Here is a 21,212-nt window from a genome sequence, read left to right on the forward strand (position 1 = left end):
CTCAGTTCATCCTGACGCGGAAGCTGATGGGACAGTGGTCGGACAGGCGGTCCCGCATCGCGGGGTCGCGCTCGGCATAGACGAGGACCCGCAGGCTGCCAGGCACCAGCCAGCGCTGCGCCGGCCCGCCCAGGAAGATGTGGCTGATGAAGGGCCGCCCGCCCCGCGCATCGGCCCAGCAGGGATTGCCCAGCCCGTCATTCACGCGCACGAGCGGCGCGGCGCGCGTGAGCTGCGCGAGCAGATCATCCCGCGCGTCGGGGATGCGGCGGTTGAAGTCGCCCAGGACGGCGAAGGCGGCACCTTCGGCCCGGCGTGCGGCGACCCAGCCCGCCAGCACCGCGGATTGCCGGGAGAGATTGTCGCATTCGCGGCCCCGCCCCGGATCCATCGGCCCCTCGCGGCAGCCGGCGTTCAGATGCACCGAGAGGAGGCGCAGCATCCGCCCCTCCTGCTCGATCGTGATGTCGGTGCCGCGCCGCTGCGAGAAGCGCGCGGTGGGTGCCAGATCCAGCTCGGCCAGGTCGGCGTTGCGGATGGCGCGGATGTGGCGCTTCACCGCGAAGCCGGTGCGCTGGATGTCGCGCTCATCGGGGAAGAAGAAGGCGTAGTCACGCGGGTTGAAGATGCGCGCGGCGGCCTCCGGCCCGTCCACCTCCTGCAGCGCGACCACATCGGCATCAAGGCGCCGGACGTAATCGGCCAGCAGCGTGAAGTCGCCCGGCTGGCGGGGCGTGAGGCCGCGCGGCAGGTCAGGGTCATGGGCGGGGCGGAGCGTCAGCCAGGCGATGTTCCAGCTGGCGATCTTGAGCTCGGTGGCGGCGGCGGGCAGGGCCAGCAGCAGCAGGACGAGCGGGAGGAGGAGGCGCATGGGCGCATCCTGCCGGGAAACCCGATCGGGTGCGAGGGTTCGGCGGGTTCCGAAACATGCCCGCCTGTGGTCGGCTAGGCTGCAAGCCGTCAGTCACCCGGAACTCCGCATGCCCAACCTCGCCAGCATCGCCGCCCTGATCGGGGATCCCTCCCGCGCCGCCATGCTCCAGGCCCTGCTGCCGGGCGAGGCGCTGACGGCGGGCGAACTGGCGCGCGTCGCGAATATCGGGGCGGCGGCGGCAAGCGGGCAGCTCAAGGCGCTGGCCGAGGCTGGGCTCATTGCCGTCCATGCCCAGGGCCGCCACCGCTACCACCGCCTGGCCGGTGAGGAAGTGGCGGCCGCGCTGGAGACGCTGATCGCCCTCCCGCAGGCCAGCCCGCGCAGATCCTGGCCGCATGGCGAGGCCTTCCGGCAGGGCCGGCTGTGCTGGCACCACCTCGCCGGCCGCCTTGGCGTCGCCTTGCATGAGCGCCTTGCCGGGGATCGCTGGATGCAGGCGGCCCCCGGCGGCTGGGACCTGACCGCGCGTGGCGAGACGCGGTTGGCGGCTCTCGGCGTGGACCTGCCTGCCGCGCGCTGCGCGCCCCGCTTCGCCTGTGACTGCATGGACTGGTCCGAACGGCGGCCGCATCTGGCCGGCGGCCTGGGGCGCGAAGTGACGGCGATGATGCTGCGCCGCCACTGGCTGACCCGCATCGAGCCGGGCGCGACGGACACGCTGCAGCGCCGGCGCCTCGCCTGCACGCCGGAAGGGGCGCGGGCGCTCGCGGCGGAATTCGGGATGGCGTTGTGAGGCCTGCGGCAAGAGGCTGGTCTGGGCGGCTCTCGGGGCCAGGCGCCGCGGCCCGCCCGGCGCCTGGGGAGCGCAGGGCATGACCCCGGCCGCGCGCGTCGCCGTGGCGCTGGCGGCCATGACCGGCGCCTCGCAATTCCATCGCGCGGCGGTGGGCGTCATCGCCCCCGAACTGGCCGTGGATCTCGGGATGGGCCCGGCGGCCCTGGGGGCAGCGAACACCGCCTTCTTCGGTGCGCTGATGGTGGCGCAGATCCCGGTCGGCGTGATGCTGGACCGCATCGGGCCGCGGCGGCTGGTGCTCTGGCTCACCGGCCTCGCCGTGCTGGGGGCGGCGGCGCAGGGGCTGGCGCAGGACGGGCCCCAGTTCCTCGCCGCGCGCTTCCTGCTCGGCCTGGGCTGCGGGGCCAGCTTCATGGCGGCGGTCTTCCTCACCGGGCGCTGGCACAAGGGGCCGGGCCTGACCCGCGCTCTCTCCTCCATCTTCGCCTGGAGCAATGCGGGCATCCTCGCCGCCGGCGCCCCGCTGGCCGTGATGGCGGGCGTGATGGGCTGGCGCGGCGCCTTCCTGCTCTCGGCCGCGCTGATGCTTCTGGTGGGGCTGATCTGGTGGCGCTTCGCCGCCGATGACCCGCCGGATGCGCCGCCACGGGTCCTGGCGCGGGAAACACTGGGCCAGGTGCTGGCCGGGCAGTTCACCGTCTGGGCCACGCCGGGCCTGCCGCGCATCCTGGCGCTGCACACGTTCGCCTATGCGACGATGGCGACACTGCTGGCACTCTGGGCCGGGCCCTACCTGTTTGCGGTGCATGGGCTCGATGCGGCGGCGCGCGGCAGCGTCATCCTCGCCATGGGGCTCGCCGTGCCGGCCGGGCAACTGGCCGTGCCGCCACTGGAGCGGCTGCTGGGGCGGGATGCGGCGGTGCTGACCTCAGCGGGGACGGTGGTGGGGACGCTGGTGATCCTTGCCCTCTGGCCCGAATTGCCGCTGGCGGCAGCGGTCACGCTGCTGATGCTCTGCTGCTTTTTCTCGGCTTATTCCATCCTGCTGGTGACGCAGGGCCGCGCGCTCTTCCCCGAGGCGCTGGTGGGGCGCGGCGTCACCACCGTGAACCTGGCCCAGGTGCTGGGCTCGGCCCTGCTGCCGGTGCTGGTGGGCTGGGCGGTTGGCGCGGTGGGCGATGGCGAGGCCGGCTATCGCGCCGGCTTCGCCCTGATGGCGCTCTGCCTGCTCGCCGGCATGGCCGGCTATCGCTGGCTGCCTCGGCGTTAGTCGAGGACGGCGACGGCCTCGATCTCCAGCAGGAAGTTCGGGCGCGGCAGCGAATAGACGATGGCGGTGGTGCGCGCCGGATATCTCCCATCCGGGAAGTGCGCCGCGTAGATGCGGTTCATCTCCTCGAAATCCTCGCGCCGCGTCAGCAGCACGTTCACCTTCGCCACACGGTCCCAGCCCGCACCCACACTGTTCAGGATGCCGGTGATGGTCGCCATGGTCTGCTTCATCTGCGCGGGGAAGTCCCCCACCGCGAGGGCGCCCTTCTCGTCATAGGCGGGGATGCCCGAGATGAACATCAGGTTGCCCACCTTCACGGCGGGTGAGAGGGGGGCTGCGACCTTCCACTGCCCCTCGACGAAGATGTGTTCCAGCGGCGTGCTCATGGGGGGTTACTCCACGCGGATGTTGTTGGCGCGGATCACCTGCGCGTAGGTGTCCGCGTAGCGGCGGATCTCCGTGCCGAATTCGGCGCCCGGCTTGGCGAGCACGGTGAAGCCGAGCTCTTCCAGGCGGCCCTTCACCTCGGGCCGTGTGAGTGCCGCGAGCCAGGCCGCTTCAAGCCGCGCGCGCGCCGGCGCCGGCACGTCAGCGCGGCTGATCAGGCCGAACCAGCTGTCGGAAAGCACCAGCGGGAAGCCGAGTTCCGCCATGGTCGGCACATCGGGCAATTCGCGCACGCGGCGTTCGGCGGAGATGGCGATGGGGCGCATCTGCCCGGCCTGCGCGGGCTGGATCACGTCGGGCAGGTTGGCGAACATGAATTGCAGCCGCCCGCCGATCAGGTCCGTATAGGCCTGGGGCGCGCCATTATAGGGCACATGCGTGGCGCCGATGCCGGTGAGTTCGCGGAACTGCTCGCCACCCAGATGGTTCGATGTGCCGATGCCGTAGGAGCCGAAGGCGAGATTGGCGCCCGGCCGCTTGCCGGCGGCGATGAAGGCCGGGAAATCCCGCGCGACGGAGGGGTGCACCACCAGCACATGCGGGACCACCGTCGCCATGGCCAGCGGCGCGAAGTCGCGCAGCGAGTTGTAGGGCATGCTGGGCCGCAGCGTGATGTTCGCCGCGAAGCTGTTGGCGATCATGATCATGGTGTGGCCATCGGCCGGGGCGCGCATCACCTCCTGCGTGCCGATGACGGTCGCCGCCCCCGGGCGGTGTTCCATGATGATGGGCTGGCCGAGCTCCTGCTGCAGGATCTGCTGCACGGGGCGCACCACCGTGTCCATCGTGCCGCCCGGCGTGAAGGGGATGATCACCCGGATCGGCTGTGTGGGCGCCCAGGATTGCGCGAGCGCGGGGGTGGCGAGCAGCGTGAGGGCGGCGGCGCGGCGGGAAAGCTTCGGCATGGCGGGATCCTTTCGGGGCGGCACCCAATCATGCGGCGCGGCCCCCGCCATGCGTCAAGCACGCCAGGGCGGGTTTTTGCGCCATGGCGACAAAAATGAGCGTCAGCCCTGGGGCAGCACACGCTCGGTGAAGACGCCCCGGCAATCCATCTCGTATTCCAGGTCCACGACCGGCGGGCGGCAGAACTGCCAGGTCAGCCCGTGCCGCGCGGCACCGCGCGCGACCAGCTCCTCCGCCAGGAAGGGGTGCACGTCGTGGACGGTATAGGCCTGCACGCCGGTGGTCCCGGCCCAGGTGAAGCCGAGCCCGGCCATCCGGCGCTCCATCTCGGAGAGCACCCATTGCGCCTTCTTGCGCATGCCGGCGGGCGAGATGTCGCCCAGCGCCACGGTGTTGTCTCGGTAGGTGCCCTTGCCCTCGGCCGATTCCCCGCTGCCGGCGACGACGAAGGAGGGGGCGGCGGCGGCATCCGGCACGGTGAAGGTGAAGGCGTGGAAGCTGGGCGAGGCCGGCTTGTGCAACTCGGGGCAGACATTGCTGCGCGCGATGGGGTTCAGCCCGTCCTGGAAGATGCCCCATTCGGTCAGCACCGCGCCGTATTCGCGATTGAAGGCCTCGAACCCCGCCTCGGTGAAGGGCTCGGGCGAGCGTAGCTCGCAGGCCGCGAAGGCCTGCTTCGGCCGACCCGCGGCCTCCAGCACGGCGGCAATGCGCTCGAAGCCCTCGGCCATCGGCACGGGCTCGGCGAAGCGCACGCGCTCCAGCCGGAAACCGGGCTCGGCGGCGACGCCGGCGGAATACTGGTAGACGCCCGGAATGAAGCGAAACCCGCCCAAACGGGCGATCTGCGTGGCCGACATGGTCCCTCCTGCAATGCTGGCCGCATGCTGGCGCGCGCCGGTCCCACCCGCAAGCCGCGGATGGGCAGAGTGGCGAAGCTGCGGCAAGCTGCGGTGGCAACCCTTGGCAGGAGCCCCGCATGACCCTCTCCGTTCTCGAGCAGCGCCGCATCGAAGCGGCCTTCGCCAAGGGCATCTTCGAGGAGATGGCCGCCACGCTGGGCGAGGAGCAGGCGACGGAGATCCTCTCGCGCGCCATCGTGAAGCTGGCGCGCCAAGCGGGGGCCGCCATCGCGGCCACGACGGATCAGCCCAGCATCCAGCACTTCGCCGATGCGATGGAGCGCTGGAAGCTGGATGACGCGCTGCGCATCGAGGTGCTGCGCCAGGACGAGAACCACTACGACTTCAACGTCACGCGCTGCCGCTACGCCGAGACCTATCGCGAGATGGGCCTCGGCAAGCTCGGCGCCGTGCTCTCCTGCAACCGGGATGGCGCGCTCTGCGAGGGTTACGACCCCAAGCTGAAGCTGGAACGCACGCAGACCATCATGGGCGGGGCCACCCACTGCAACTTCCGCTACACGCGCGAGGCGTGACGGGCGCTCAGCCCAGAACGATGTCGAAGCGGCCGCGCGCGCCGTCATCCACGGGCGTCAGCGCCACCATCAGCAGCGCGCGATCGGCGGCCGAGAGCGAACGCAGCAGGAAGTCCCGGTCATTGCCGGGAGAGTCGGGGAAATAGGCCTGCGTTGTCAGTTCCAGCCGCCCGTCGGACGAGGTGATGCGCATATGGATATGCGGCGTGCGGCCGGGATAGAGGCCCGGGCGGATGGTGCGGAAGGCATAGGCCCCGGCCTCGCTGGTGCGCGTCGCGCCATAGCCCTGGAAGCCAGGATCGCGCTCGGCCACGCGCGCATCGCCGGGATGAAGGTAGATGCCCGCGACATCGGCCTGCCAGATCTGGACGCGGGCGCCGGCCATCGGCGCGCCATCCCGGCCACGCACCACGCCGCCCAGCAGCAGCCTCTGCCCACGGGCCGCCCGCGGCTGGCCCGCCACCTGCAGCAGGTCGTCATCCGCATCGGCCGGGATGGCGCGCGGGTAATAGGGCCCCTCCATCTGCGCTGGCGTGCGCACGACCTGCGCCGCGGCGGGCAGCGTGATCACGGCGGGCGCGGCGAGGAGGAGGCGGCGGGGCAGGGTCAGCGTCACGGGTCCACTCCTTCAAGAATGGCCCATAGGCCCGCGCCGCCCCCGCTGATGCAAGAAACAAAGTCGTTCGAATGTAACCGTCAGGCCGCGGGCGGCTTGCGCGTCCAGATGCGGATGATCTGCCAGAAGAACAGGCCCGCCACCAGAAGCACCAGGACCTTGCCGATCGGGTCCACATAGCCCTCGATGTGCTGGTAGCCCTCCTCCAGGATGTAGCCGAGCAGGGCCAGCGCGCCGACCCAGATGGTGCTGCCCAGCGCCGTCCAGGAATAGAACACGAGGCGCGGCATCTCGATCAGGCCGGCGGGGATGGAGATGACGGTGCGGATGCCCGGCATCATGCGGCCGAGGAAGACCGCGAGCGGCCCCCAGCGGCGCAAGGTCGCCTCCGCCTTGTCCAGGTCCTCGCGCAGCACGCCGATCCAACGGCCGTATTTCTCGCAGAGGCGGCGCGTGCGGTCGGCGCCGAAGGCGCGCGCCAGCTCGAACCACACGACATTGCCGACCAGCGTGCCCACCACGCCCGCCACGATCACCAGCAGCAGTGAGAGTTCGCCCCGCGCGGCGGCGAAGCCGGCGAAGGGCATGATGAGCTCCGACGGGATGGGCGGAAACAGGTTCTCCAGGAACATCAGCGCGAAGACGCCGAGATAGCCGGCGGCGGCCACCCAGGAGGTGACGAGATCAATCATGGGGTCGTGACCTTGAAGAGGCTGAGCGTGATGGGCCGCCCGCGCGTATAGTTGAAGCCCGCGACCTCGCCGATCTGGCGCGGCGTGATGCCGAGCGTCGCGGCCTCGCGGTTGAAGTCATCCAGCGCGCGATTGCCGACGGCGACCACGCGGCCCGGGCGCTCGGCCAGGAAGCGGGCGGCATCCTCGCCCCGGCGCAGCAGGCGCAGCGCGCCGCCGATGTGGAAGAGGGTGGAGGGCTCGGCATGGCTGGTGATACCGAATTGCGCGGGGTCGAGCCCCGGCGCCTCGCGCGCCAGCACGGCTTCCAGACGGGGGGCGATCCACAGCGCCTCGATGCGCGGAAAGGTGAACTGCATGATGCTGGCATAGAGCGGGATGGCGGCCACCACGCCGAGCACCGCGGCCCGCGCCCAGGCCGCGCGGCTCATCTCGCGCCAGACAAGCCAGGTGAGTAGGAGCGCGAAGGGCAGCGCCAGCAGCGCGCCCAACGGCTCATGCCGCGTGACGAACCAGGGCACGGCGAGGGCCACCACGCCGATGCCGAAGGCGACACCGGCGATCGCGCCCTTCATGGCACGCACCAGCCAGCGCGGCGGCTCGCGCCGCAGCGGGTCCATCGCCCACATGGCACCCAGCAGCATCAGCGCCGGGTAGGTCGGCATGGTGTAGTGCGGCAGCTTGGTGGCCACCGCCTCGAAGACCAGCCAGGTGGGCACGATCCAGGCCAGCAGGAAGCGCGTGACGGGCTGGCGGCGCTGGCCCCAGGCGCCGGCGGCGGCGAGGACGACGAGGAAACCGGCGGGGAAGGCGGCGATCAGGAAGCTCAGCAGGTAGAAGCCGGGCGGGCCCCAATGCTTCTCATCGCCCGAGCCCACCTTGCCCAGCATGTCGTCGCCGATGGCCTGGGCGAAGAAGCGGCCCTCGGTCGCGATGCCGATGGCCACCATCCAGGGCAGCACCATCAGCAGCATCAGGGGCAGGCCCCAGAGCAGCCGCAGCGCGCGGAACCAGGGCGCGCTGCGGTCGCTGATGGCGAGCGTGATGCCGGCCAGCAGCGGCACCATGGGCGCGATCGGCCCCTTCAGCAGCACGCCAAGGCCGAGGATCACCCAGAAGGCCGCGGCGTGACGCGGGGTGAACTGCTCGGGCCGCAGATAGGCCGCGCCGAAGAGGCCCATGGCGGCGGTGATGGTGGCGAGCAGCGCGGCGTCGGTCTTGGCGATATGCGCCTCGACCATCACCACCATGCAGCCGGCCAGCATGGCACCCGCCAGCAGCGCGGCGCGGCGGCCCACCAGCACGCGGCCAAAGTGGAAGGTCGCGAGCACGGCGAGAATGGCACCGAGCAGCGAGGGCACGCGATAGGCCCAGATGTCCCGCCGTGTGCCCAACCCCGTGGCTTCGAGCAGATGCACGCTCGCCGCCTGCGCCCAATGGATGCCGACGGGCTTCTTGTTGCGCTCCTCCTCGCCGACGCGGATGTGGATGTAGTCGCCCGTCTCCACCATCTGGCGCGTGGCCTGGGAGAAGCGGCTCTCGTCGCGGTCCGTCGCCGGGGTCACGAAGAAGCCGGGCAGGAAGAGTGCCAGGCAGAGCAGCACCAGCGCGAGGCGCGGCCAGGCCTGGGCGCGGGCGCCGATGCCGCTGATCCAGCGGTCCATCCGGGGAGCGAGGGTCGTCATGTCGCCGCGCGTCTAGCACGGGGGGCCGGGCACGGCCATAAAGCGGGGGATGAGCATCTCACCCGCCCGGCGCGTCGCCGACAGCCTGCTGGATTCCGTGCTGGAGCAGCACCGTGCGCTGGAGGAGGCGCTGGATGGAATCCCGGCCAGCATCGAGCCGCGCGACAAGGCGGCCGGGCACCGCATCGCCGCCACGGTGCTGCGCCGCCTGGGGAGCCTGGATGCGGTGATGGAACCCTTCCTGCGCCGTCAGCCCCCTGCCCCCGCCCTGCGTGCGCTGCGCATCGGCGCGGCGGAATTGCTGCTGCTGGGCACGCCGCCACATGCGGCCGTCTCCGCCGCCGTCTCGATCGTGCCGCGGCCGCTGGCGGGGCTGGTCAACGCCGTGCTGCGCCGCGTGGCCGAGCATGGCGCGGCTGCGCTGGAGGAGCTGGACGCCGAGCGGCTGGACACGCCCAATTGGCTCTGGGCCTCCTGGCATGCGGCGCATGGATCGGCGGTGCGCGCCATCGCCGCCGCGCACCGGAACGAGGCGCCGCTCGACCTCTCGCTCAAGCCCGGCGCCACGCCACCCGAGGGCGCCACGCTGCTGCCGACCGGCACCGCGCGCATGCCGGCCGGGACGCGCATCACCGAGCTACCCGGCTTCGCGGCGGGCGAGCTATGGGCGCAGGACGCCGCCGCCGCCCTGCCCGCGCGCTTGTTGGCAGTGAAGCCGGGCGAGCTGGTGGCCGATCTCTGCGCCGCCCCCGGGGGCAAGACGGCGCAGCTCGCCGCCGCCGGTGCCCGCGTGGTGGCGGTGGAGCGCGAGGCGTCGCGCATGCCGCGCCTGCGGGAGAATATGGCGCGGCTGAAGCTCATGCCGGATCTGGTGAACGCGGATGTGATCGGCTGGAAGCCCGTGGCGCTGTTCGACGCCATCCTGCTGGATGCGCCCTGCACGGCGACCGGCACCATCCGCCGCCATCCGGACGTGCCCTATCTCAAGCGCAGCAAGGATGTGGCGGTGCTGGCGGCGCAGCAGCGCAACCTGCTGGTGGCGGCCTGCAAGCTGCTGAAGCCCGGCGGGCGCATCGTCTTTGCCACCTGCTCGCTCCAGGCCGAGGAGGGCGAGGCGCATCTGGCGCATCTCCCCGAGGGCATGCGGCTCGATCCCATCCGCGACGAGGAACTGCCCGGCATCGGCGCCACCGCCGCGGGGACGATGCGCACGCGGCCCGACATGGGGATGGATGGGTTCTTCGCGATGCGGCTGGTTCGCGCCTAACGCGGACGCGCCGCGGGCGCATTCGGATCAAGCCCCAGCGCCTGCAGAGTGAGCGGGTTCACCTGCCCCGTCGCCTGCAGCCCTCGGCCCTGCTGGAAGCGCTCCAGCGAGGCCTGGGTGCCCGCGCCCCAGACGCCATCCACGCCGCCCCGATAGAAACCCAGCGCGCGCAGCCGCTGCTGCACGTTGCGGATCACGGCGGGGCTCACCGTCTCCTGCGCCGGCGGTGCGGCAGCAGCGGCGGGCGCATTCCGACTGGAGAGCAGTTCGCCCGGCGGGATGCCGAGCGTGGCCGCCGTCGCCTGGTTGAGCTGGCCCGTCACCTGGAGATTGCGCGTCTGCTGGAAGCGCTCCAGCGCCGTCTGGCTTTCCGGGCCCCAGACGCCATCGGCGCGGCCGGAATAGACGCCCGCCTGCTGCAGCTTCTCCTGCACCATGGCAGTCACCCCGCTGGAGAGCGCCTGGCTGTAGATGAGGCCGGCCGGCGCCTGCGCCAGAACGACTGCCGGGGTGGCGAGGAAAAGCAGGCCCGCGAGGGCATGGCGAATGGGCATCCGAGGCCTCCTTGTGACGCGTTTCACAAGAAGGCGAACGCCGCCCCCGGGCTGACGTTGCGCTCAGGCCGGGCGGGGACCGTTCAGCCGGAGCATCGTGTAGTTCAGCCAGCCCGCGAAGCTCACCCAGGCGATATAGGGGATCATCAGCGCCATGCCCCAGGGGCTGATGGGCGCAAAGACGAAGATGCAGGCGAGGATGGCGAACCACAGCGCGATCAGCTCATAGAGCGCGAGGTCAGGCCGCTTCATGCCGAAGAAGAGGGCGGACCAGGCGAAGTTCAGCACCAACTGCAGCCCGTAGAGCCACATGGCGAGGCCGAAGCCCACCTGCCGCCAGACCAGCCAGCCCGCCACCGCGATCATGATGAACAGCACGCCCCAGGCCGGGCCGAAGAGCCAGTTGGGCGGGTTCCACCAGGGCTTCTTCAGCCGCTCATACCATTCGCCCGGCGCGAAGATGGCGCCGGAGGCCGCGGTGGCGAAGCAGGCCAGGAAAAAAACCCCGAGGGGCAGCCATTCAGACATTTTCAGCCCTCTTCGAAACCGACGGCCACCGCCTCGGCGCATTTCAGCGCCTGCACCGTCTCCGCCACGTCATGCACGCGCAGGAGATGGGCCCCCTGGGCCGCCGCCGCCAGGGCGATGCCGAGACTGCCAGGCATGCGCTGCCCGGCCTCGGCCACGCCGGTGATCCGGCCGATGAAGGATTTGCGCGAGGCGCCGACCAGGATGGTGCAGCCGAGATTGGCCAACAGCGGCAGCCGCGCGACGAGCGCGAGGTTGTCCTCCACCCGCTTGCCGAAGCCGAGGCCGGGGTCCACGCAGATGCGCCCGCGCGGGATGCCCAGCGCCTCCAGCGTCGCGACGCGCCCTTCCAGGAAGCGCGCCACTTCCAGCGCCGCATCCTCGTAGCGCACCTCCTTCTGCATGGTGCGCGGATCGAGCGTGCGCATATGCATGAGGATCACGGGGCAGCGCGCCTGGGCGATGACGCGCACCGCCTCCGGGTCATGCCGCAGCGCGCTCACATCGTTCACGATCTCGCCACCGGCTTCGAGGGCCGCGGCCATGGTGCGGGCGTGGCGCGTGTCCACGCTGACCGGCGCGGCCTTGGCCAGCGCGCGAATGACGGGGAGGATGCGCGCCTGCTCCTCCTCCGGCGTCACGGGCGCGGCATCGGGGCGCGTGCTCTCGCCGCCGATGTCGAGCATGTCGGCGCCCGCCTCCAGCATGGCATGGCCCTGCGCGATGGCGGCGTCATGCGCGGCCCCCAGCCCGTCGCCCGAGAAGCTGTCCGGCGTGCAGTTCACGATGCCCATGACGAGCGGGCGCGCGCGATGGCGCTCGATGCCGGCGAAGGGTTGCAGGGGACGCGTCAGCCGCTCCAGCGCCGGGTGGTCGTCGGGCGGCACGAGGACCGCGCCGGCCGGTTCACGCACAAGCGTGAAGGCAAAGGGCCCGCCCTGCAGTGGCAGGGCGAGCCCATCGCGTAGCGCTGCAAAGGCCGCCGGACCCTGCAACAGGCCCAGCGGCTCCAGCCATTCGGTGGACATCACCCCACCGGCTGCGGGTTCAGCCCGCCGCCGGTGTCGGGGCGCGGGTTGCGGCCCGCGCTCGGCACGCTGCCACGCCCGGCCGAGGTCGGCTCATCCGGGCGGTTGCGCACCACCGGCTCGCCGCGCAGGACCGTGCGGATCTCGTCGCCCGAGAGCGTCTCGTATTCCAGAAGGCCCTTGGCCAGCCGCTCCAGCTCGTCCCGGTTGTCGGTCAGGATCTGGGTGGCGCGGGCATAGGCGCGGTCGATGATGCCACGGATTTCGCTGTCGATGATCCGCGCCGTCTCCTCGGAGAGGTTCTTCGACTGCGTGACGGAATGGCCGAGGAAGACCTCCTGGCTGTTCTCGCCATAGGCGACCATGCCGAGCTTGTCCGACATGCCCCATTCGGTGACCATCATGCGGGCCATGTTGGTGGCCATCTTGATGTCGCCCGAGGCGCCGTTGCTCACCTTGTCCGCGCCGAAGACGATCTCCTCCGCGACGCGGCCGCCCATCGCCATGGCGAGCTCGGCCGTCATCTTGGACTTGTGCTTGGAGTAGCGATCCCCGGCGGGCAGGCTCATCACCAGGCCCAGCGCGCGGCCGCGCGGGATGATCGTGGCCTTGTGGACAGGGTCGCATTCGGGCTCGTGCATCGCCACCAGCGCGTGGCCCGCCTCGTGATAGGCGGTCATCCGCTTCTCATCCTCGCTCATGACGAGGCTGCGGCGCTCGGCCCCCATCATCACCTTGTCCTTCGCCGCCTCGAACTCGGCCATGCCGACGGTGCGGCGGCTGGTGCGCGCGGCCAGCAAAGCCGCCTCGTTCACGAGGTTGGCGAGGTCGGCGCCGGAGAAGCCGGGCGTGCCGCGGGCGATGGTCTTGGGGTCCACGTCGGACGCCAGCGGCACCTTGCGCATATGCACGCGCAGGATCTTCTCGCGACCGTTCACGTCCGGGTTGGGCACCACCACCTGCCGGTCGAAGCGGCCGGGGCGCAGCAGCGCGGGATCCAGCACGTCCGGCCGGTTGGTCGCCGCGATGATGATCACGCCTTCGTTGCTTTCGAAGCCGTCCATCTCGACGAGCATCTGGTTCAGCGTCTGCTCGCGCTCGTCATTGCCGCCGCCGAGGCCGGCGCCGCGATGGCGGCCCACCGCGTCGATCTCGTCGATGAAGATCAGGCAGGGCGCGTTCTTCTTGCCCTGTTCGAACATGTCGCGCACGCGGGACGCACCCACGCCCACGAACATCTCGACGAAGTCGGAGCCCGAGATGGTGAAGAAGGGCACATTGGCCTCGCCCGCGATGGAGCGGGCGAGCAGCGTCTTGCCGGTACCGGGCGGGCCGACCAGCAGCACGCCCTTGGGAATCTTGCCGCCGAGCTTCTGGAACTTCGCCGGGTCGCGCAGGAAGTCCACGATCTCCTCCAGCTCGGCCTTGGCCTCGTCGATGCCGGCCACATCCTCGAAGGTGACGCGGCCATGCTTTTCGGTCAGCAGCTTGGCCTTGGACTTGCCGAAGCCCATGGCGCGGCCGCCACCGCCCTGCATCTGGCGCATGAAGAAGATCCAGACGCCGATCAGCAGCAGCATCGGGAACCAGCTGATGAGGATCTGGAAGAGCGGGTTCACCTCGCTCTCCTCGGGCCGCGCGACCACGCGCACGCCCTTCTCCGTCAGCTTGGAGATCATCGCCGGATCCTCCGGCGTGAAGGTGGTGAAGCTGCGCCCATCGGTCAGCTGACCGGAGACGGTGCGGCCCTGGATCACCACATCCCGCACATGGCCCGCGTTCACCTCGTTGAGGAAGTCGCTGTAGGCCACCTGCATCTGGGCGCGGCTGCTCGTGCCCGAGGGCTGGAACAGGTTGAACAGCGCCACCAGCAGCAGCGCGACGATCACCCACAAGGCCAGGTTGCGGCCGAAATTGCTCACGTGTCGCATTCCCCTTCGCCGGGCTCAGATCCGGCATATGGTGAACATGGTGTCGGCGCCCCCCGAGAGAATGCCCGGGGGCCATGAAAATCACCTGAAGGGTGACATTCGGTGACGGGCCCGGCGAGCGGCGCGAAGTAGAGTGGGTCAAGAAGTGCAGATCCAAGCGCATCGTAGGCCAGATGCGGCACCAGGGCCAGCATTCCATCGGCCTCGCGTCGCAGCGCCGGAAGCGCGGCCAGGGCGGCGGCCGGCAGGTGGCGGAAGCGGGCGCGGAAGCCGGCGGCACCGGCGCCGAGCGGCCCCCAATGATGGCCCGCGGGCGGGGCCGGGAGGCGAAAGCGGCCGTCCCAGAGGCCCGTCGCCGCGTCCCAGCCGCCCGCCGCGGCCTCGCGCACCAGCCAGCGGCCGCCGGGGAGCCAGCGGGCGCCGCCCAGCGTCCCCGTGCCGCGCGCGAGCAGGGCGGCGACCGCGGCCTCGGCTGGCGCATGGGCACGGCCGCCGATGGCGCGGATCAGCGCCGCCATGACGCGGCAGGCGACGCGGTCCTGGCCCAGCGCCGCCACGTCCAGCGCCGCGCAGCCTTCGGGCAGGAGGCGCACGGCGGCCGCCATCCGCGCCGCCTCCTCCCGCGCATGGCGGGCCCGGCGGCGGGCAAAGGGGATTGCATCGAGCAGGCCCGGCCCGGCATCGCGCAGGCGGGCGCGGGCAAAGCGCGGGTTGCGGTTGGAAGGATCATCCACCGGGTCCATGCCCCAGCCCTTGAGGCTTGCCGCGAGGCGGGCCTTGGGCTGGCCAAGCAGCGGACGGAGGATCAAGGCCTCGGGCGCTGCCGTCACCGCGGCCATGCCGGCCAGGCCGCGCGGGCCACTGCCGCGCAGAGCCCGGAACAGGATGGTTTCCACCTGGTCCTCGGCATGGTGGGCGAGGAGAAGGTGCGGCGCCCCGGCCGCACGGCAGGCGGCGAGCAGGGCGGCGCGGCGGGCCATGCGGGCGCGTTCCTGCAGCCGGGGGCCCGGGGGAAGCACCAGGGGGAGGACGCGGGTGGCGATGCCGCGCGCGGCAAGGGCGGCGGCGGTCGCGTCAGCTTCGGCGGCGGATTCCGGCCGCAGCCCGTGCTCGACGATCAGCGCGAGAATGGAGGCGCCCCGTGCACGCGCCCAGCGATCGGCGAGCCGCGTGAGGGCCAGGCTGTCCGGCCCACCGGAGCAGCCGACGGCGATCAAGTCGGCAAATGGCCCCAACGGGGCCATGAGGGCCGCGAATTCAAGGTCGGAGATGCAAGAACCTGAGGTTCTCGCCGGGGTCGAGGGGCAGCGCCCCTCGTCTTCGCTTACCGGCACTGCCCCCGCTGCCGCGCCGCATTCGCGCGCTCGGCCATCGCCCCCGAGAGGTTCGGGAACTGGCTGCGGAGGTCGTTCAGCGTGTCGCAGGCCTCGCGCCGGTTGCCGAGGCCCTGGAAGGCGCCGGCCAGGCCGATCAGCGCCTCGGGCGCACGGGGCCCGGTGCGGGCGCGGGTATAGGCCTCGTTGAAGGCGATGGCCGCGTTGCCGAAGTCGCGTTTGCCCATCAGCGCCTCGCCCAGGAGCATCTGGCCCGCGACCGTCGCCGCGCCGGAGCGGCCGGCCAGCGCCTCGCGCGCCGCGGCCTCGGCGGCGCCAAAGTCGCGGCGGCCAAGCGCGGCCTGCCCCTCGGCCAGCGCACGCTCGGGCGTACGTGGCGCGGCGGCGGCGGTGCTGGTGGTGGGCGGGGTCGCAGGGCGGGCGGGCGCGGCGGGCGCGCCACCGCCACCACCGCCACCGCCACCGCCACCGCCACCTTGGCTCAGGCGGAAATCCATGTCGCCGCGCAGCTTTTCGATGTCCTCGCCGAGGCGGCGGTTCTGGTTCTCCAGCACATCCAGGCGGCCACGCTGGCGGCGGACTTCCTCCTCCAGCGTGTTCACGCGGTCGAGCAGCTGGCCGACCAGCTCGCCCCCGCCGGAACCGCCGCGGGCCACCGGGGCCGGTGCAGAGCCGCCACGGCTGCGCAGCTGCTCCAGCTCCTGCCGCAGCTGCAGGATCTGGTTCTGCAGCGCGATGCCCTCGCGGCTGTCCATCTGCGCGAACGCCGGGCCGGAGAGGGCCATCAGCCCAGCCGCCAGGCCCGCCGCCAGGACGCGCAGCCGCGGGCCGCGCTCAGCCGGAAACGCCGACACGCCCCCTCACCCGCTCAGCGGACGACGGTGACGGCGCGGCGGTTCTGCGCCCAGGCCTGCTCGTTGGAGCCGAGCGCCTCGGGGCGGTCCTTGCCGTAGCTGATGGTGGTGATGCGCGTGCCGGCCACGCCGCCCGCCACCAGCACGTCGCGCGCCGCATTGGCACGGCGCTGGCCGAGGGCGAGGTTGTATTCGCGCGTGCCGCGCTCATCCGTGTGGCCTTCGACCATCACCTGCACGGAGGGGTACTGCCCCATCCAGCGCGCCTGGCGCTCCAGCACGGGGCGCTGGTCGGCGCGGATGTTGCTGCGGTCGGTGTCGAAGAGGACGCGGTCGCCCACATTGGCGACCAGGTCCTCCTGGCTGCCCGGGCGGATCTGCCCGGCGCCGGCGCCCGCGCCGCCGGTGTTCGCGGTGTCGTTGTCGGACGAGCAGGCGACGAGCAGGCCCGCGGCCGCGATGGCGGCGAGGAGGGATTTTGTGGCGGCCATGGTCATCTCCTTCGATGGCTCCGAAAGGCTGGCGTCCAGGATTCGCCCGCGGCGGGACGCGCCAATCGCAAAATGATGAGGCAGTCCCCTACATTCGCCGCATGGCGCAATCAAGGCGAAAGCTGCGCAAACGCCGCATGGTCACACTCCGTGACAGGGAATCTCCCGCGCCGGCTCAGCTGATCAGGGGCGACCAGCTCGGATCCGTCGCGTCGGTGGGGGTCACGATCTGTCGCTCATTGAAGCCCGCAATGTCGATCGAGGAAAGGCGGGCGGAATAGCCGGCGCCGCGCTGATCGCGCGCGGCGCTCTCGCGGTAGAACATGATGACGCGGCCATTGGGCGCGAAGGTCGGCCCTTCCATCGCCCAGCCCTCGGAGAGGATGCGCTCGCCCGAGCCGTCGGGGCGCATCACGCCGATGGCGAATTGCCCCCGCGAGATGCGGGTGAAGGCGATGAGATCACCGCGTGGGGACCAGACCGGCGTGGCATAGCGGCCATTGCCGAAGGAGATGCGCCGCGCGCCGCCGCCCCCCGCGTCCATCACATAGAGCTGCTGGTCGCCGCCACGATCCGAGTTGAAGACGATCTGCGTGCCGTCCGGCGAGAAGCAGGGCGATACGTCCAGACCGGGCGAGTTGGTCAGTTGCCGCTCGCGCCGCGAGGCGAGGTCCACGATGAAGATATTCGCGTCCCCGCCACGGATGGCGGAGAGCACGACGCTGCGCCCATCGGGCGAGAAGCGCGGGCTCAGCGTCATGCCGCCGAAATTGCCCAAGACCTCCTGCCGGCCGCTCTCCAGGCTGAAGAGATACACGCGCGGTTCGTTGCGCTGGTAGGACATGAAGGCGATCTGCGTCGCGTTCGGGTGGAAGCGCGGCGTCAGGGCCTGGAACTGGCCATCGGTCAGGAAGCGGTTGTTCTCGCCATCCTGGTCCATGATGGCCAGGCGCCGGGTGCGGCGGTCGCGCGGCCCAGTCTCGGCGATATAGGCGATGCGGGTGTTGAAATAGCCGTTCTCGCCCAGCATCCGCTTGTAGATGTCGTCCGAGATGATGTGCGCGATCTGCCGCCAGTTGGAGAGGCTGGCATTGTAGGCGGTGCCCAGCGCCTGCTGCTCGGGCAGGATGTCCCAGAGGCGGAACTCGACACGCAGGCGGTCGCCGCTCGCATCCACGCGGCCGGTGACGAGCCCGACGGCCCCGATCACGCGCCAGTCCTGGAAGCGCGGCGTGGCCGCGGCCGCCTCGGGCGACTGGATGAAGGCCGCGCGCTCGACCGGGCGGAACAGGCCCGAATTGCGGAGGTTGTTGGTGATGACCTGCGCGATCTGGGCGCCCAGCCGCGCGCCCTCGCTGCCGGTGCCCGCCATGTTGGGGATGGCGATCGGGATGGGCTCGGTGCGGGCGCGGGTGATGTCCACGATCGTCGGCTGGCCCGATTGCCCGCTGGCCGGCCAAGGCGTGGCCCAGATGCCGGGGGCGACGAGGCCTGCGGCGAGAAGCGAACGGCGGTTGATCGTGCTCATGTTGGACAGACTCCGAACCTTGGCCACTTCTGCCCGATTCTGGGGGAAAGGTGAATCTCTCCCTGCGCGGTGCTGGCCCAACGCGGCAGCGGGCGATTGGTGCGGCCGATCAGGGGGATCGGTGGCATGGCCTTGAGGAAACGCCTTAACGCGGCGCAATGTTGGGCCGAAGGAGGCATCCCATGAAGACGCTGATCGCGGCCGGAATCCTGGTCCTCAGCCTGGCGTTCCTGGCTGGCCCGGCCCAGGCGCAGACGAGCTGGACGGGCACCGGCCTGTCCATCTCGGGCAACCGCAGCAATGGCTGCGACATGCGGGTGGTGGAGGTCACGCATTCGGGCAGCACGCTCAGCTCCTTGCGCTTCGTCGTGGTCAACCGCGCCACGAGCGCCGCGCGGGTCACGATCGAAGTGACGATGACCGGCAACAACCAGCGCAAGTCGGGCAACATCTCCGGGTTGATCGGCGGCGGCCAGATGGCGACGCTCGCAGGCTTCCATCCCTTCGGCGGCTCGCTGGCCGGATCCACCGTCAGCCTGCGCTTCCTCGGCTGCACCGCGCCCTGAGGCTGCTCAGCGCAGGCCCAACTCGCGCGGGTTGAAGCGGAACACCGTGTTGCGCAGCGCGTCCAGCCGCTCTCGCGGCAGGGGCAGCGGGTTGCAGCGCGGGTCAAGCAGGGCGCGGCGCGCCGCTTCGAAGACCATGCGGGCGCGGGGCTCGGTCGGCACCGCGCCATTGGGCCGCACCTCACGCACCGTGCCGCCTGCATCCGTCACCACGCGCAATTCCACGATGATGTTCTGGATGTTGGGCGCGCCCGCATCCACCGCCCAGCACTCGCCGATCTTGTCGGCGAGGCCGGCGCGCTCGGCGGCCGTCAGGTTGGCCGTGCCCTGCGGCGCGCCGCCACCCTGCTGGGGCGAGCCGGGCGAGGGATTGGCGCGCGCGGTCGGCGGCTGTTGCTGCTGCTGTTGCTGGCGCAGCCGCTCCAGCGTGTTCAGCACGGATTGGCTGCGATCCTCCGGCCGCTGCACGGGCGGCGTCTGGCCGGTGCCGGGCGTGCGCGCGGGCTCGGGCGGCGGAGGCACCGGGGGTGGGGGCAGCGGCAGGGGCGGCGCGGGGCGCGCAGGCGTGGGCGGCGGCGGTGTCGGGCTGGGCGGCGTCGGCGCCTGGGCCTGCTGCTGCGGGCGCGGCGGAACCTGCACGGGCGAGGGCGCGGGCTCGGGCGGCGGGGTCGCGGGGGCCGGGCGCGCGGCCTGGCTGGGCGGCGTCGGCGTGGCGGCCGGGGCGGGCGGCGGCGGGGGCGGCGGCGGCGGCGGGGCGACCGGCGCGTTGCGGGGCGGCTCGGGCGGCTCGGGCGTCGGTGTGGGGGGTGCGGGAACGGGCGTGGGCGGCGCCGGGCGCGGGGCGGGCGTGTCACCCTGAGCCTGCTGTGCCGGGGCGAATTCGACCGCGAAGGCCTGCTCCGTCGGCTCGGGCAGGCGCTTGGGCGCCAGCTCGAGCAGGATCAGCGCGAGCACCAGAAGATGCGCGCCGAACGAGATGCCGACCCAGAGGCGGAAACGCCCGTCATCCATGGCTCAGCGCCCGGGGCGCAGGCGGCGCCCCGGCCCCAGGGGCCTTTGCGCCGCGAGCGAGGGAATGCGGATCATGGCTCAGCGCGGGGCCTGGCCTCGCGCCGGGGGGGTGGCGGACGGGTTCGCGGGAGTGTTCGGGCGCGCGCCGGCCGGCGGCGCGGGGGGGCGCGCCGTGGGGTTGGCCTGCTCGGCCAGCAGCGCCACGCGGGTGAAGCCGCCGGCGCTGATCGTGCCCATCACCTCCATCACGCGGCCATAGCTGATGGCGCGGTCGCCACGGACGAAGATTCGGCGCTCCTGCGGGGTTCCCGGGGCGGCGCCGGCCGGCTGGTTGCGGGCGATGGCCTGGAGCTGCGCGACCAGGCCCTCCAGCGGCACTTCCGTCTCCTGCAGGAAGATGCGGCCCTGCGGGTCCACGCTGATGGTCAGCGGCTCCTGCTCCTGGTTCAGGGGCTGGGCGGTGGTGCGGGGCAGGTCAACCGGCACGCCGGTGGTCATCATCGGCGCGGCCACCATGAAGATGATCAGCAGCACCAGCATGACGTCCACGAAGGGCGTCACGTTGATCTCGGCCATCGGGCGGTAGCGGGCGCCCGCGCCGCGCTTCATCAGGGGGCCGGCCATGGGCTTATTCCGCCGCCGCGGCGCGGGGTGCCGCCGCCGCCGCCTCGGTCTGGCGGGCCAGGATCGCGCCGAACTCGGAGGCGAAGCCCTCCATCCGCCCGGCGAACTTGCCCATCTGCGAGGCCAGCATGTTGTAGATCAGCACCGCCGGGATGGCGGCGACCAGGCCGATGGCGGTGGCGAAGAGCGCCTCCGCGATGCCGGGCGCCACGACGGCGAGGCTGGTGTTCTGCATGCCGGCGATGGCGGCGAAGCTGTTCATGATGCCCCAGACCGTGCCGAAGAGGCCGATGAAGGGCGCCGCCGAGCCGGTGGAGGCGAGGAAGGTCATGCGCTTCTCGAGGCGCTCCATCTCGCGCTGGATGGTCACCGCCATGGCGCGCTCCACACGCTCACGCGTGCCGGCGACCATCATGGCACCGGTGCCGGCGGCCGTTGACGCGTGCCATTCGCGCATGCCGACGACGAAGACCGAGGCCATGGGGTGCGCCGGGTTGTCGCCCTGGGCGCGGTACAGTTCATCCAGGCTGCCGCCGCGCCAGAAGCGGTCCTCGAACTCGTCCGCCTCGCGCTTGGCGCGCTTGAGCGCGGTGAACTTCTCGAAGGCGATGGCCCAGACATAGACGCTGGCCAGCAGCAGCGCGATCATCACCGCCTTCACCACCCAATCGGCCTGCAGAAAGAGGCCCATCAGCGAGAGGTCATGCGCGGGGGCGGCGAGCGGCGCGGAGGAGACGCCCTGCGCCAGGGCATCGAGCGGGGCGGCCAG

At 71.7% G+C, this 21,212-nt stretch carries 23 protein-coding genes; 5 read left to right on the plus strand and 18 right to left on the minus strand.

Annotated features, from left to right (window positions below):
* Position 1: 1 nt before the first annotated feature.
* Positions 2-871: an endonuclease/exonuclease/phosphatase family protein gene (locus ACQ860_RS09240; protein WP_431303085.1), complete on the minus strand. Its 870-nt coding sequence runs from the start codon at positions 869-871 to the stop codon at positions 2-4.
* Between the two features lie 109 nt (positions 872-980).
* On the opposite strand from ACQ860_RS09240, the gene ACQ860_RS09245 reads away from it, so the two are divergent.
* Together ACQ860_RS09245 and ACQ860_RS09250 are read left to right on the plus strand one after the other, a co-directional pair.
* Positions 981-1,667, plus strand: coding sequence for an ArsR/SmtB family transcription factor (locus ACQ860_RS09245; RefSeq protein WP_431303086.1), 687 nt, complete (start codon positions 981-983; stop codon positions 1,665-1,667).
* Positions 1,668-1,746: 79 nt separating this feature from the next.
* Positions 1,747-2,940, plus strand: coding sequence for an MFS transporter (locus ACQ860_RS09250; RefSeq protein ID WP_431303087.1), 1,194 nt, complete (start codon positions 1,747-1,749; stop codon positions 2,938-2,940).
* Here the strand turns inward: ACQ860_RS09250 and ACQ860_RS09255 are convergent.
* The 3 genes from ACQ860_RS09255 to cnbZ form a co-directional block, all read right to left on the minus strand.
* Complete coding sequence (locus ACQ860_RS09255) at positions 2,937-3,329, minus strand: RidA family protein (RefSeq protein WP_431303088.1); 393 nt, start codon at positions 3,327-3,329, stop codon at positions 2,937-2,939. The two genes, ACQ860_RS09250 and ACQ860_RS09255, sit on opposite strands and share 4 nt — an antisense overlap.
* Before the next feature lie 6 nt (positions 3,330-3,335).
* Positions 3,336-4,295 carry a Bug family tripartite tricarboxylate transporter substrate binding protein gene (locus ACQ860_RS09260; RefSeq protein ID WP_431303089.1) on the minus strand — a complete coding sequence of 320 codons (960 nt, stop codon included), beginning with the start codon at positions 4,293-4,295 and terminating at the stop codon, positions 3,336-3,338.
* 102 nt (positions 4,296-4,397) lie between these two features.
* Positions 4,398-5,156, minus strand: coding sequence for a 2-amino-5-chloromuconate deaminase CnbZ (cnbZ, locus tag ACQ860_RS09265; RefSeq protein WP_431303090.1), 759 nt, complete (start codon positions 5,154-5,156; stop codon positions 4,398-4,400).
* 119 nt (positions 5,157-5,275) lie between these two features.
* Between cnbZ and ACQ860_RS09270 the strand changes: the two genes are divergently transcribed.
* Positions 5,276-5,734 carry an L-2-amino-thiazoline-4-carboxylic acid hydrolase gene (locus tag ACQ860_RS09270; RefSeq protein WP_431303091.1) on the plus strand — a complete coding sequence of 153 codons (459 nt, stop codon included), beginning with the start codon at positions 5,276-5,278 and terminating at the stop codon, positions 5,732-5,734.
* A gap of 7 nt (positions 5,735-5,741) precedes the next feature.
* Here the strand turns inward: ACQ860_RS09270 and ACQ860_RS09275 are convergent, their stop codons facing one another.
* The 3 genes from ACQ860_RS09275 to ACQ860_RS09285 form a co-directional block, all read right to left on the minus strand.
* A complete protein-coding gene (locus ACQ860_RS09275; protein ID WP_431303092.1) occupies positions 5,742-6,350 on the minus strand; it encodes a hypothetical protein in 609 nt (202 codons plus the stop codon).
* Positions 6,351-6,430: 80 nt separating this feature from the next.
* On the minus strand, positions 6,431-7,042 hold the full coding sequence (locus ACQ860_RS09280) for a DedA family protein (RefSeq protein ID WP_431303093.1): 612 nt from the start codon (positions 7,040-7,042) through the stop codon (positions 6,431-6,433).
* The gene (locus ACQ860_RS09285; protein WP_431303094.1) at positions 7,039-8,727 is read right to left on the minus strand and encodes an ArnT family glycosyltransferase; all 1,689 of its coding nucleotides are present in this window, start codon (positions 8,725-8,727) and stop codon (positions 7,039-7,041) included. The genes ACQ860_RS09280 and ACQ860_RS09285 overlap by 4 nt, the downstream gene beginning before the upstream one ends.
* A gap of 49 nt (positions 8,728-8,776) precedes the next feature.
* Between ACQ860_RS09285 and ACQ860_RS09290 the strand changes: the two genes are divergently transcribed.
* On the plus strand, positions 8,777-9,994 hold the full coding sequence (locus ACQ860_RS09290) for an RsmB/NOP family class I SAM-dependent RNA methyltransferase (RefSeq protein ID WP_431303095.1): 1,218 nt from the start codon (positions 8,777-8,779) through the stop codon (positions 9,992-9,994).
* On the opposite strand, the gene ACQ860_RS09295 is transcribed toward ACQ860_RS09290, so the two are convergent.
* The 8 genes from ACQ860_RS09295 to tolB all read right to left on the minus strand — a co-directional run bounded on the left by ACQ860_RS09295 (position 9,991) and on the right by tolB (position 18,242).
* Entirely contained in the window at positions 9,991-10,548 is a 558-nt protein-coding gene (locus ACQ860_RS09295) for a peptidoglycan-binding domain-containing protein (protein WP_431303096.1), read from the minus strand. The two genes, ACQ860_RS09290 and ACQ860_RS09295, sit on opposite strands and share 4 nt — an antisense overlap.
* Positions 10,549-10,611: 63 nt before the next feature.
* On the minus strand, positions 10,612-11,076 hold the full coding sequence (locus ACQ860_RS09300; protein WP_431303097.1) for a TspO/MBR family protein: 465 nt from the start codon (positions 11,074-11,076) through the stop codon (positions 10,612-10,614).
* A 2-nt stretch (positions 11,077-11,078) separates the two neighbouring features.
* Positions 11,079-12,104 carry a dihydropteroate synthase gene (gene folP / locus ACQ860_RS09305; RefSeq protein ID WP_431303098.1) on the minus strand — a complete coding sequence of 342 codons (1,026 nt, stop codon included), beginning with the start codon at positions 12,102-12,104 and terminating at the stop codon, positions 11,079-11,081.
* Positions 12,104-14,026 (minus strand): ATP-dependent zinc metalloprotease FtsH, encoded by a 1,923-nt coding sequence (gene ftsH / locus ACQ860_RS09310; protein WP_431303099.1) that lies wholly within the window; start codon positions 14,024-14,026, stop codon positions 12,104-12,106. The genes folP and ftsH overlap by 1 nt, the downstream gene beginning before the upstream one ends.
* The gene (tilS, locus tag ACQ860_RS09315) at positions 14,023-15,252 is read right to left on the minus strand and encodes a tRNA lysidine(34) synthetase TilS (protein ID WP_431303100.1); all 1,230 of its coding nucleotides are present in this window, start codon (positions 15,250-15,252) and stop codon (positions 14,023-14,025) included. Before tilS ends, ftsH begins: the two co-directional genes overlap by 4 nt.
* 107 nt (positions 15,253-15,359) lie before the next feature.
* Positions 15,360-16,223: a tetratricopeptide repeat protein gene (locus ACQ860_RS09320; protein ID WP_431303101.1), complete on the minus strand. Its 864-nt coding sequence runs from the start codon at positions 16,221-16,223 to the stop codon at positions 15,360-15,362.
* A 14-nt stretch (positions 16,224-16,237) separates the two neighbouring features.
* Positions 16,238-16,714 (minus strand): peptidoglycan-associated lipoprotein Pal, encoded by a 477-nt coding sequence (gene pal, locus ACQ860_RS09325; RefSeq protein ID WP_431303102.1) that lies wholly within the window; start codon positions 16,712-16,714, stop codon positions 16,238-16,240.
* 175 nt (positions 16,715-16,889) lie between these two features.
* Positions 16,890-18,242 carry a Tol-Pal system beta propeller repeat protein TolB gene (gene tolB, locus ACQ860_RS09330; protein WP_431303103.1) on the minus strand — a complete coding sequence of 451 codons (1,353 nt, stop codon included), beginning with the start codon at positions 18,240-18,242 and terminating at the stop codon, positions 16,890-16,892.
* 182 nt (positions 18,243-18,424) lie between these two features.
* Here tolB and ACQ860_RS09335 point away from each other — a divergent pair, with 182 nt between their 5' ends.
* Entirely contained in the window at positions 18,425-18,808 is a 384-nt protein-coding gene (locus ACQ860_RS09335; protein ID WP_431303104.1) for a hypothetical protein, read from the plus strand.
* Positions 18,809-18,814: 6 nt separating this feature from the next.
* Here the strand turns inward: ACQ860_RS09335 and ACQ860_RS09340 are convergent, their stop codons facing one another.
* From ACQ860_RS09340 to tolQ, 3 genes are all read right to left on the minus strand, one after another.
* Complete coding sequence (locus tag ACQ860_RS09340; RefSeq protein WP_431303105.1) at positions 18,815-19,819, minus strand: hypothetical protein; 1,005 nt, start codon at positions 19,817-19,819, stop codon at positions 18,815-18,817.
* A gap of 78 nt (positions 19,820-19,897) precedes the next feature.
* Positions 19,898-20,443: a protein TolR gene (gene tolR, locus ACQ860_RS09345; RefSeq protein ID WP_431303106.1), complete on the minus strand. Its 546-nt coding sequence runs from the start codon at positions 20,441-20,443 to the stop codon at positions 19,898-19,900.
* Positions 20,444-20,447: 4 nt separating this feature from the next.
* Positions 20,448-21,191, minus strand: coding sequence for a protein TolQ (gene tolQ / locus ACQ860_RS09350; protein WP_431305742.1), 744 nt, complete (start codon positions 21,189-21,191; stop codon positions 20,448-20,450).
* Positions 21,192-21,212 lie beyond the last annotated feature (21 nt).

It is taken from the genome of Sediminicoccus sp. BL-A-41-H5 (assembly GCF_050632405.1).
GTDB lineage: Bacteria > Pseudomonadota > Alphaproteobacteria > Acetobacterales > Acetobacteraceae > Roseococcus.

Bases quoted from the DNA above. Each gene is read 5' to 3' on its own strand.
- ACQ860_RS09240 (WP_431303085.1), bottom strand. From the start codon at position 871: ATGCGCCTCCTCCTCCCGCTCGTCCTGCTGCTGCTGGCCCTGCCCGCC.
- ACQ860_RS09245 (WP_431303086.1), top strand. From the start codon at position 981: ATGCCCAACCTCGCCAGCATCGCCGCCCTGATCGGGGATCCCTCCCGC.
- ACQ860_RS09250 (WP_431303087.1), top strand. From the start codon at position 1,747: ATGACCCCGGCCGCGCGCGTCGCCGTGGCGCTGGCGGCCATGACCGGC.
- ACQ860_RS09255 (WP_431303088.1), bottom strand. From the start codon at position 3,329: ATGAGCACGCCGCTGGAACACATCTTCGTCGAGGGGCAGTGGAAGGTC.
- ACQ860_RS09260 (WP_431303089.1), bottom strand. From the start codon at position 4,295: ATGCCGAAGCTTTCCCGCCGCGCCGCCGCCCTCACGCTGCTCGCCACC.
- cnbZ (WP_431303090.1), bottom strand. From the start codon at position 5,156: ATGTCGGCCACGCAGATCGCCCGTTTGGGCGGGTTTCGCTTCATTCCG.
- ACQ860_RS09270 (WP_431303091.1), top strand. From the start codon at position 5,276: ATGACCCTCTCCGTTCTCGAGCAGCGCCGCATCGAAGCGGCCTTCGCC.
- ACQ860_RS09280 (WP_431303093.1), bottom strand. From the start codon at position 7,042: ATGATTGATCTCGTCACCTCCTGGGTGGCCGCCGCCGGCTATCTCGGC.
- ACQ860_RS09285 (WP_431303094.1), bottom strand. From the start codon at position 8,727: ATGACGACCCTCGCTCCCCGGATGGACCGCTGGATCAGCGGCATCGGC.
- ACQ860_RS09290 (WP_431303095.1), top strand. From the start codon at position 8,777: ATGAGCATCTCACCCGCCCGGCGCGTCGCCGACAGCCTGCTGGATTCC.
- ACQ860_RS09295 (WP_431303096.1), bottom strand. From the start codon at position 10,548: ATGCCCATTCGCCATGCCCTCGCGGGCCTGCTTTTCCTCGCCACCCCG.
- ACQ860_RS09300 (WP_431303097.1), bottom strand. From the start codon at position 11,076: ATGTCTGAATGGCTGCCCCTCGGGGTTTTTTTCCTGGCCTGCTTCGCC.
- folP (WP_431303098.1), bottom strand. From the start codon at position 12,104: ATGTCCACCGAATGGCTGGAGCCGCTGGGCCTGTTGCAGGGTCCGGCG.
- pal (WP_431303102.1), bottom strand. From the start codon at position 16,714: ATGGCCGCCACAAAATCCCTCCTCGCCGCCATCGCGGCCGCGGGCCTG.
- tolB (WP_431303103.1), bottom strand. From the start codon at position 18,242: ATGAGCACGATCAACCGCCGTTCGCTTCTCGCCGCAGGCCTCGTCGCC.
- ACQ860_RS09335 (WP_431303104.1), top strand. From the start codon at position 18,425: ATGAAGACGCTGATCGCGGCCGGAATCCTGGTCCTCAGCCTGGCGTTC.
- ACQ860_RS09340 (WP_431303105.1), bottom strand. From the start codon at position 19,819: ATGGATGACGGGCGTTTCCGCCTCTGGGTCGGCATCTCGTTCGGCGCG.
- tolR (WP_431303106.1), bottom strand. From the start codon at position 20,443: ATGGCCGGCCCCCTGATGAAGCGCGGCGCGGGCGCCCGCTACCGCCCG.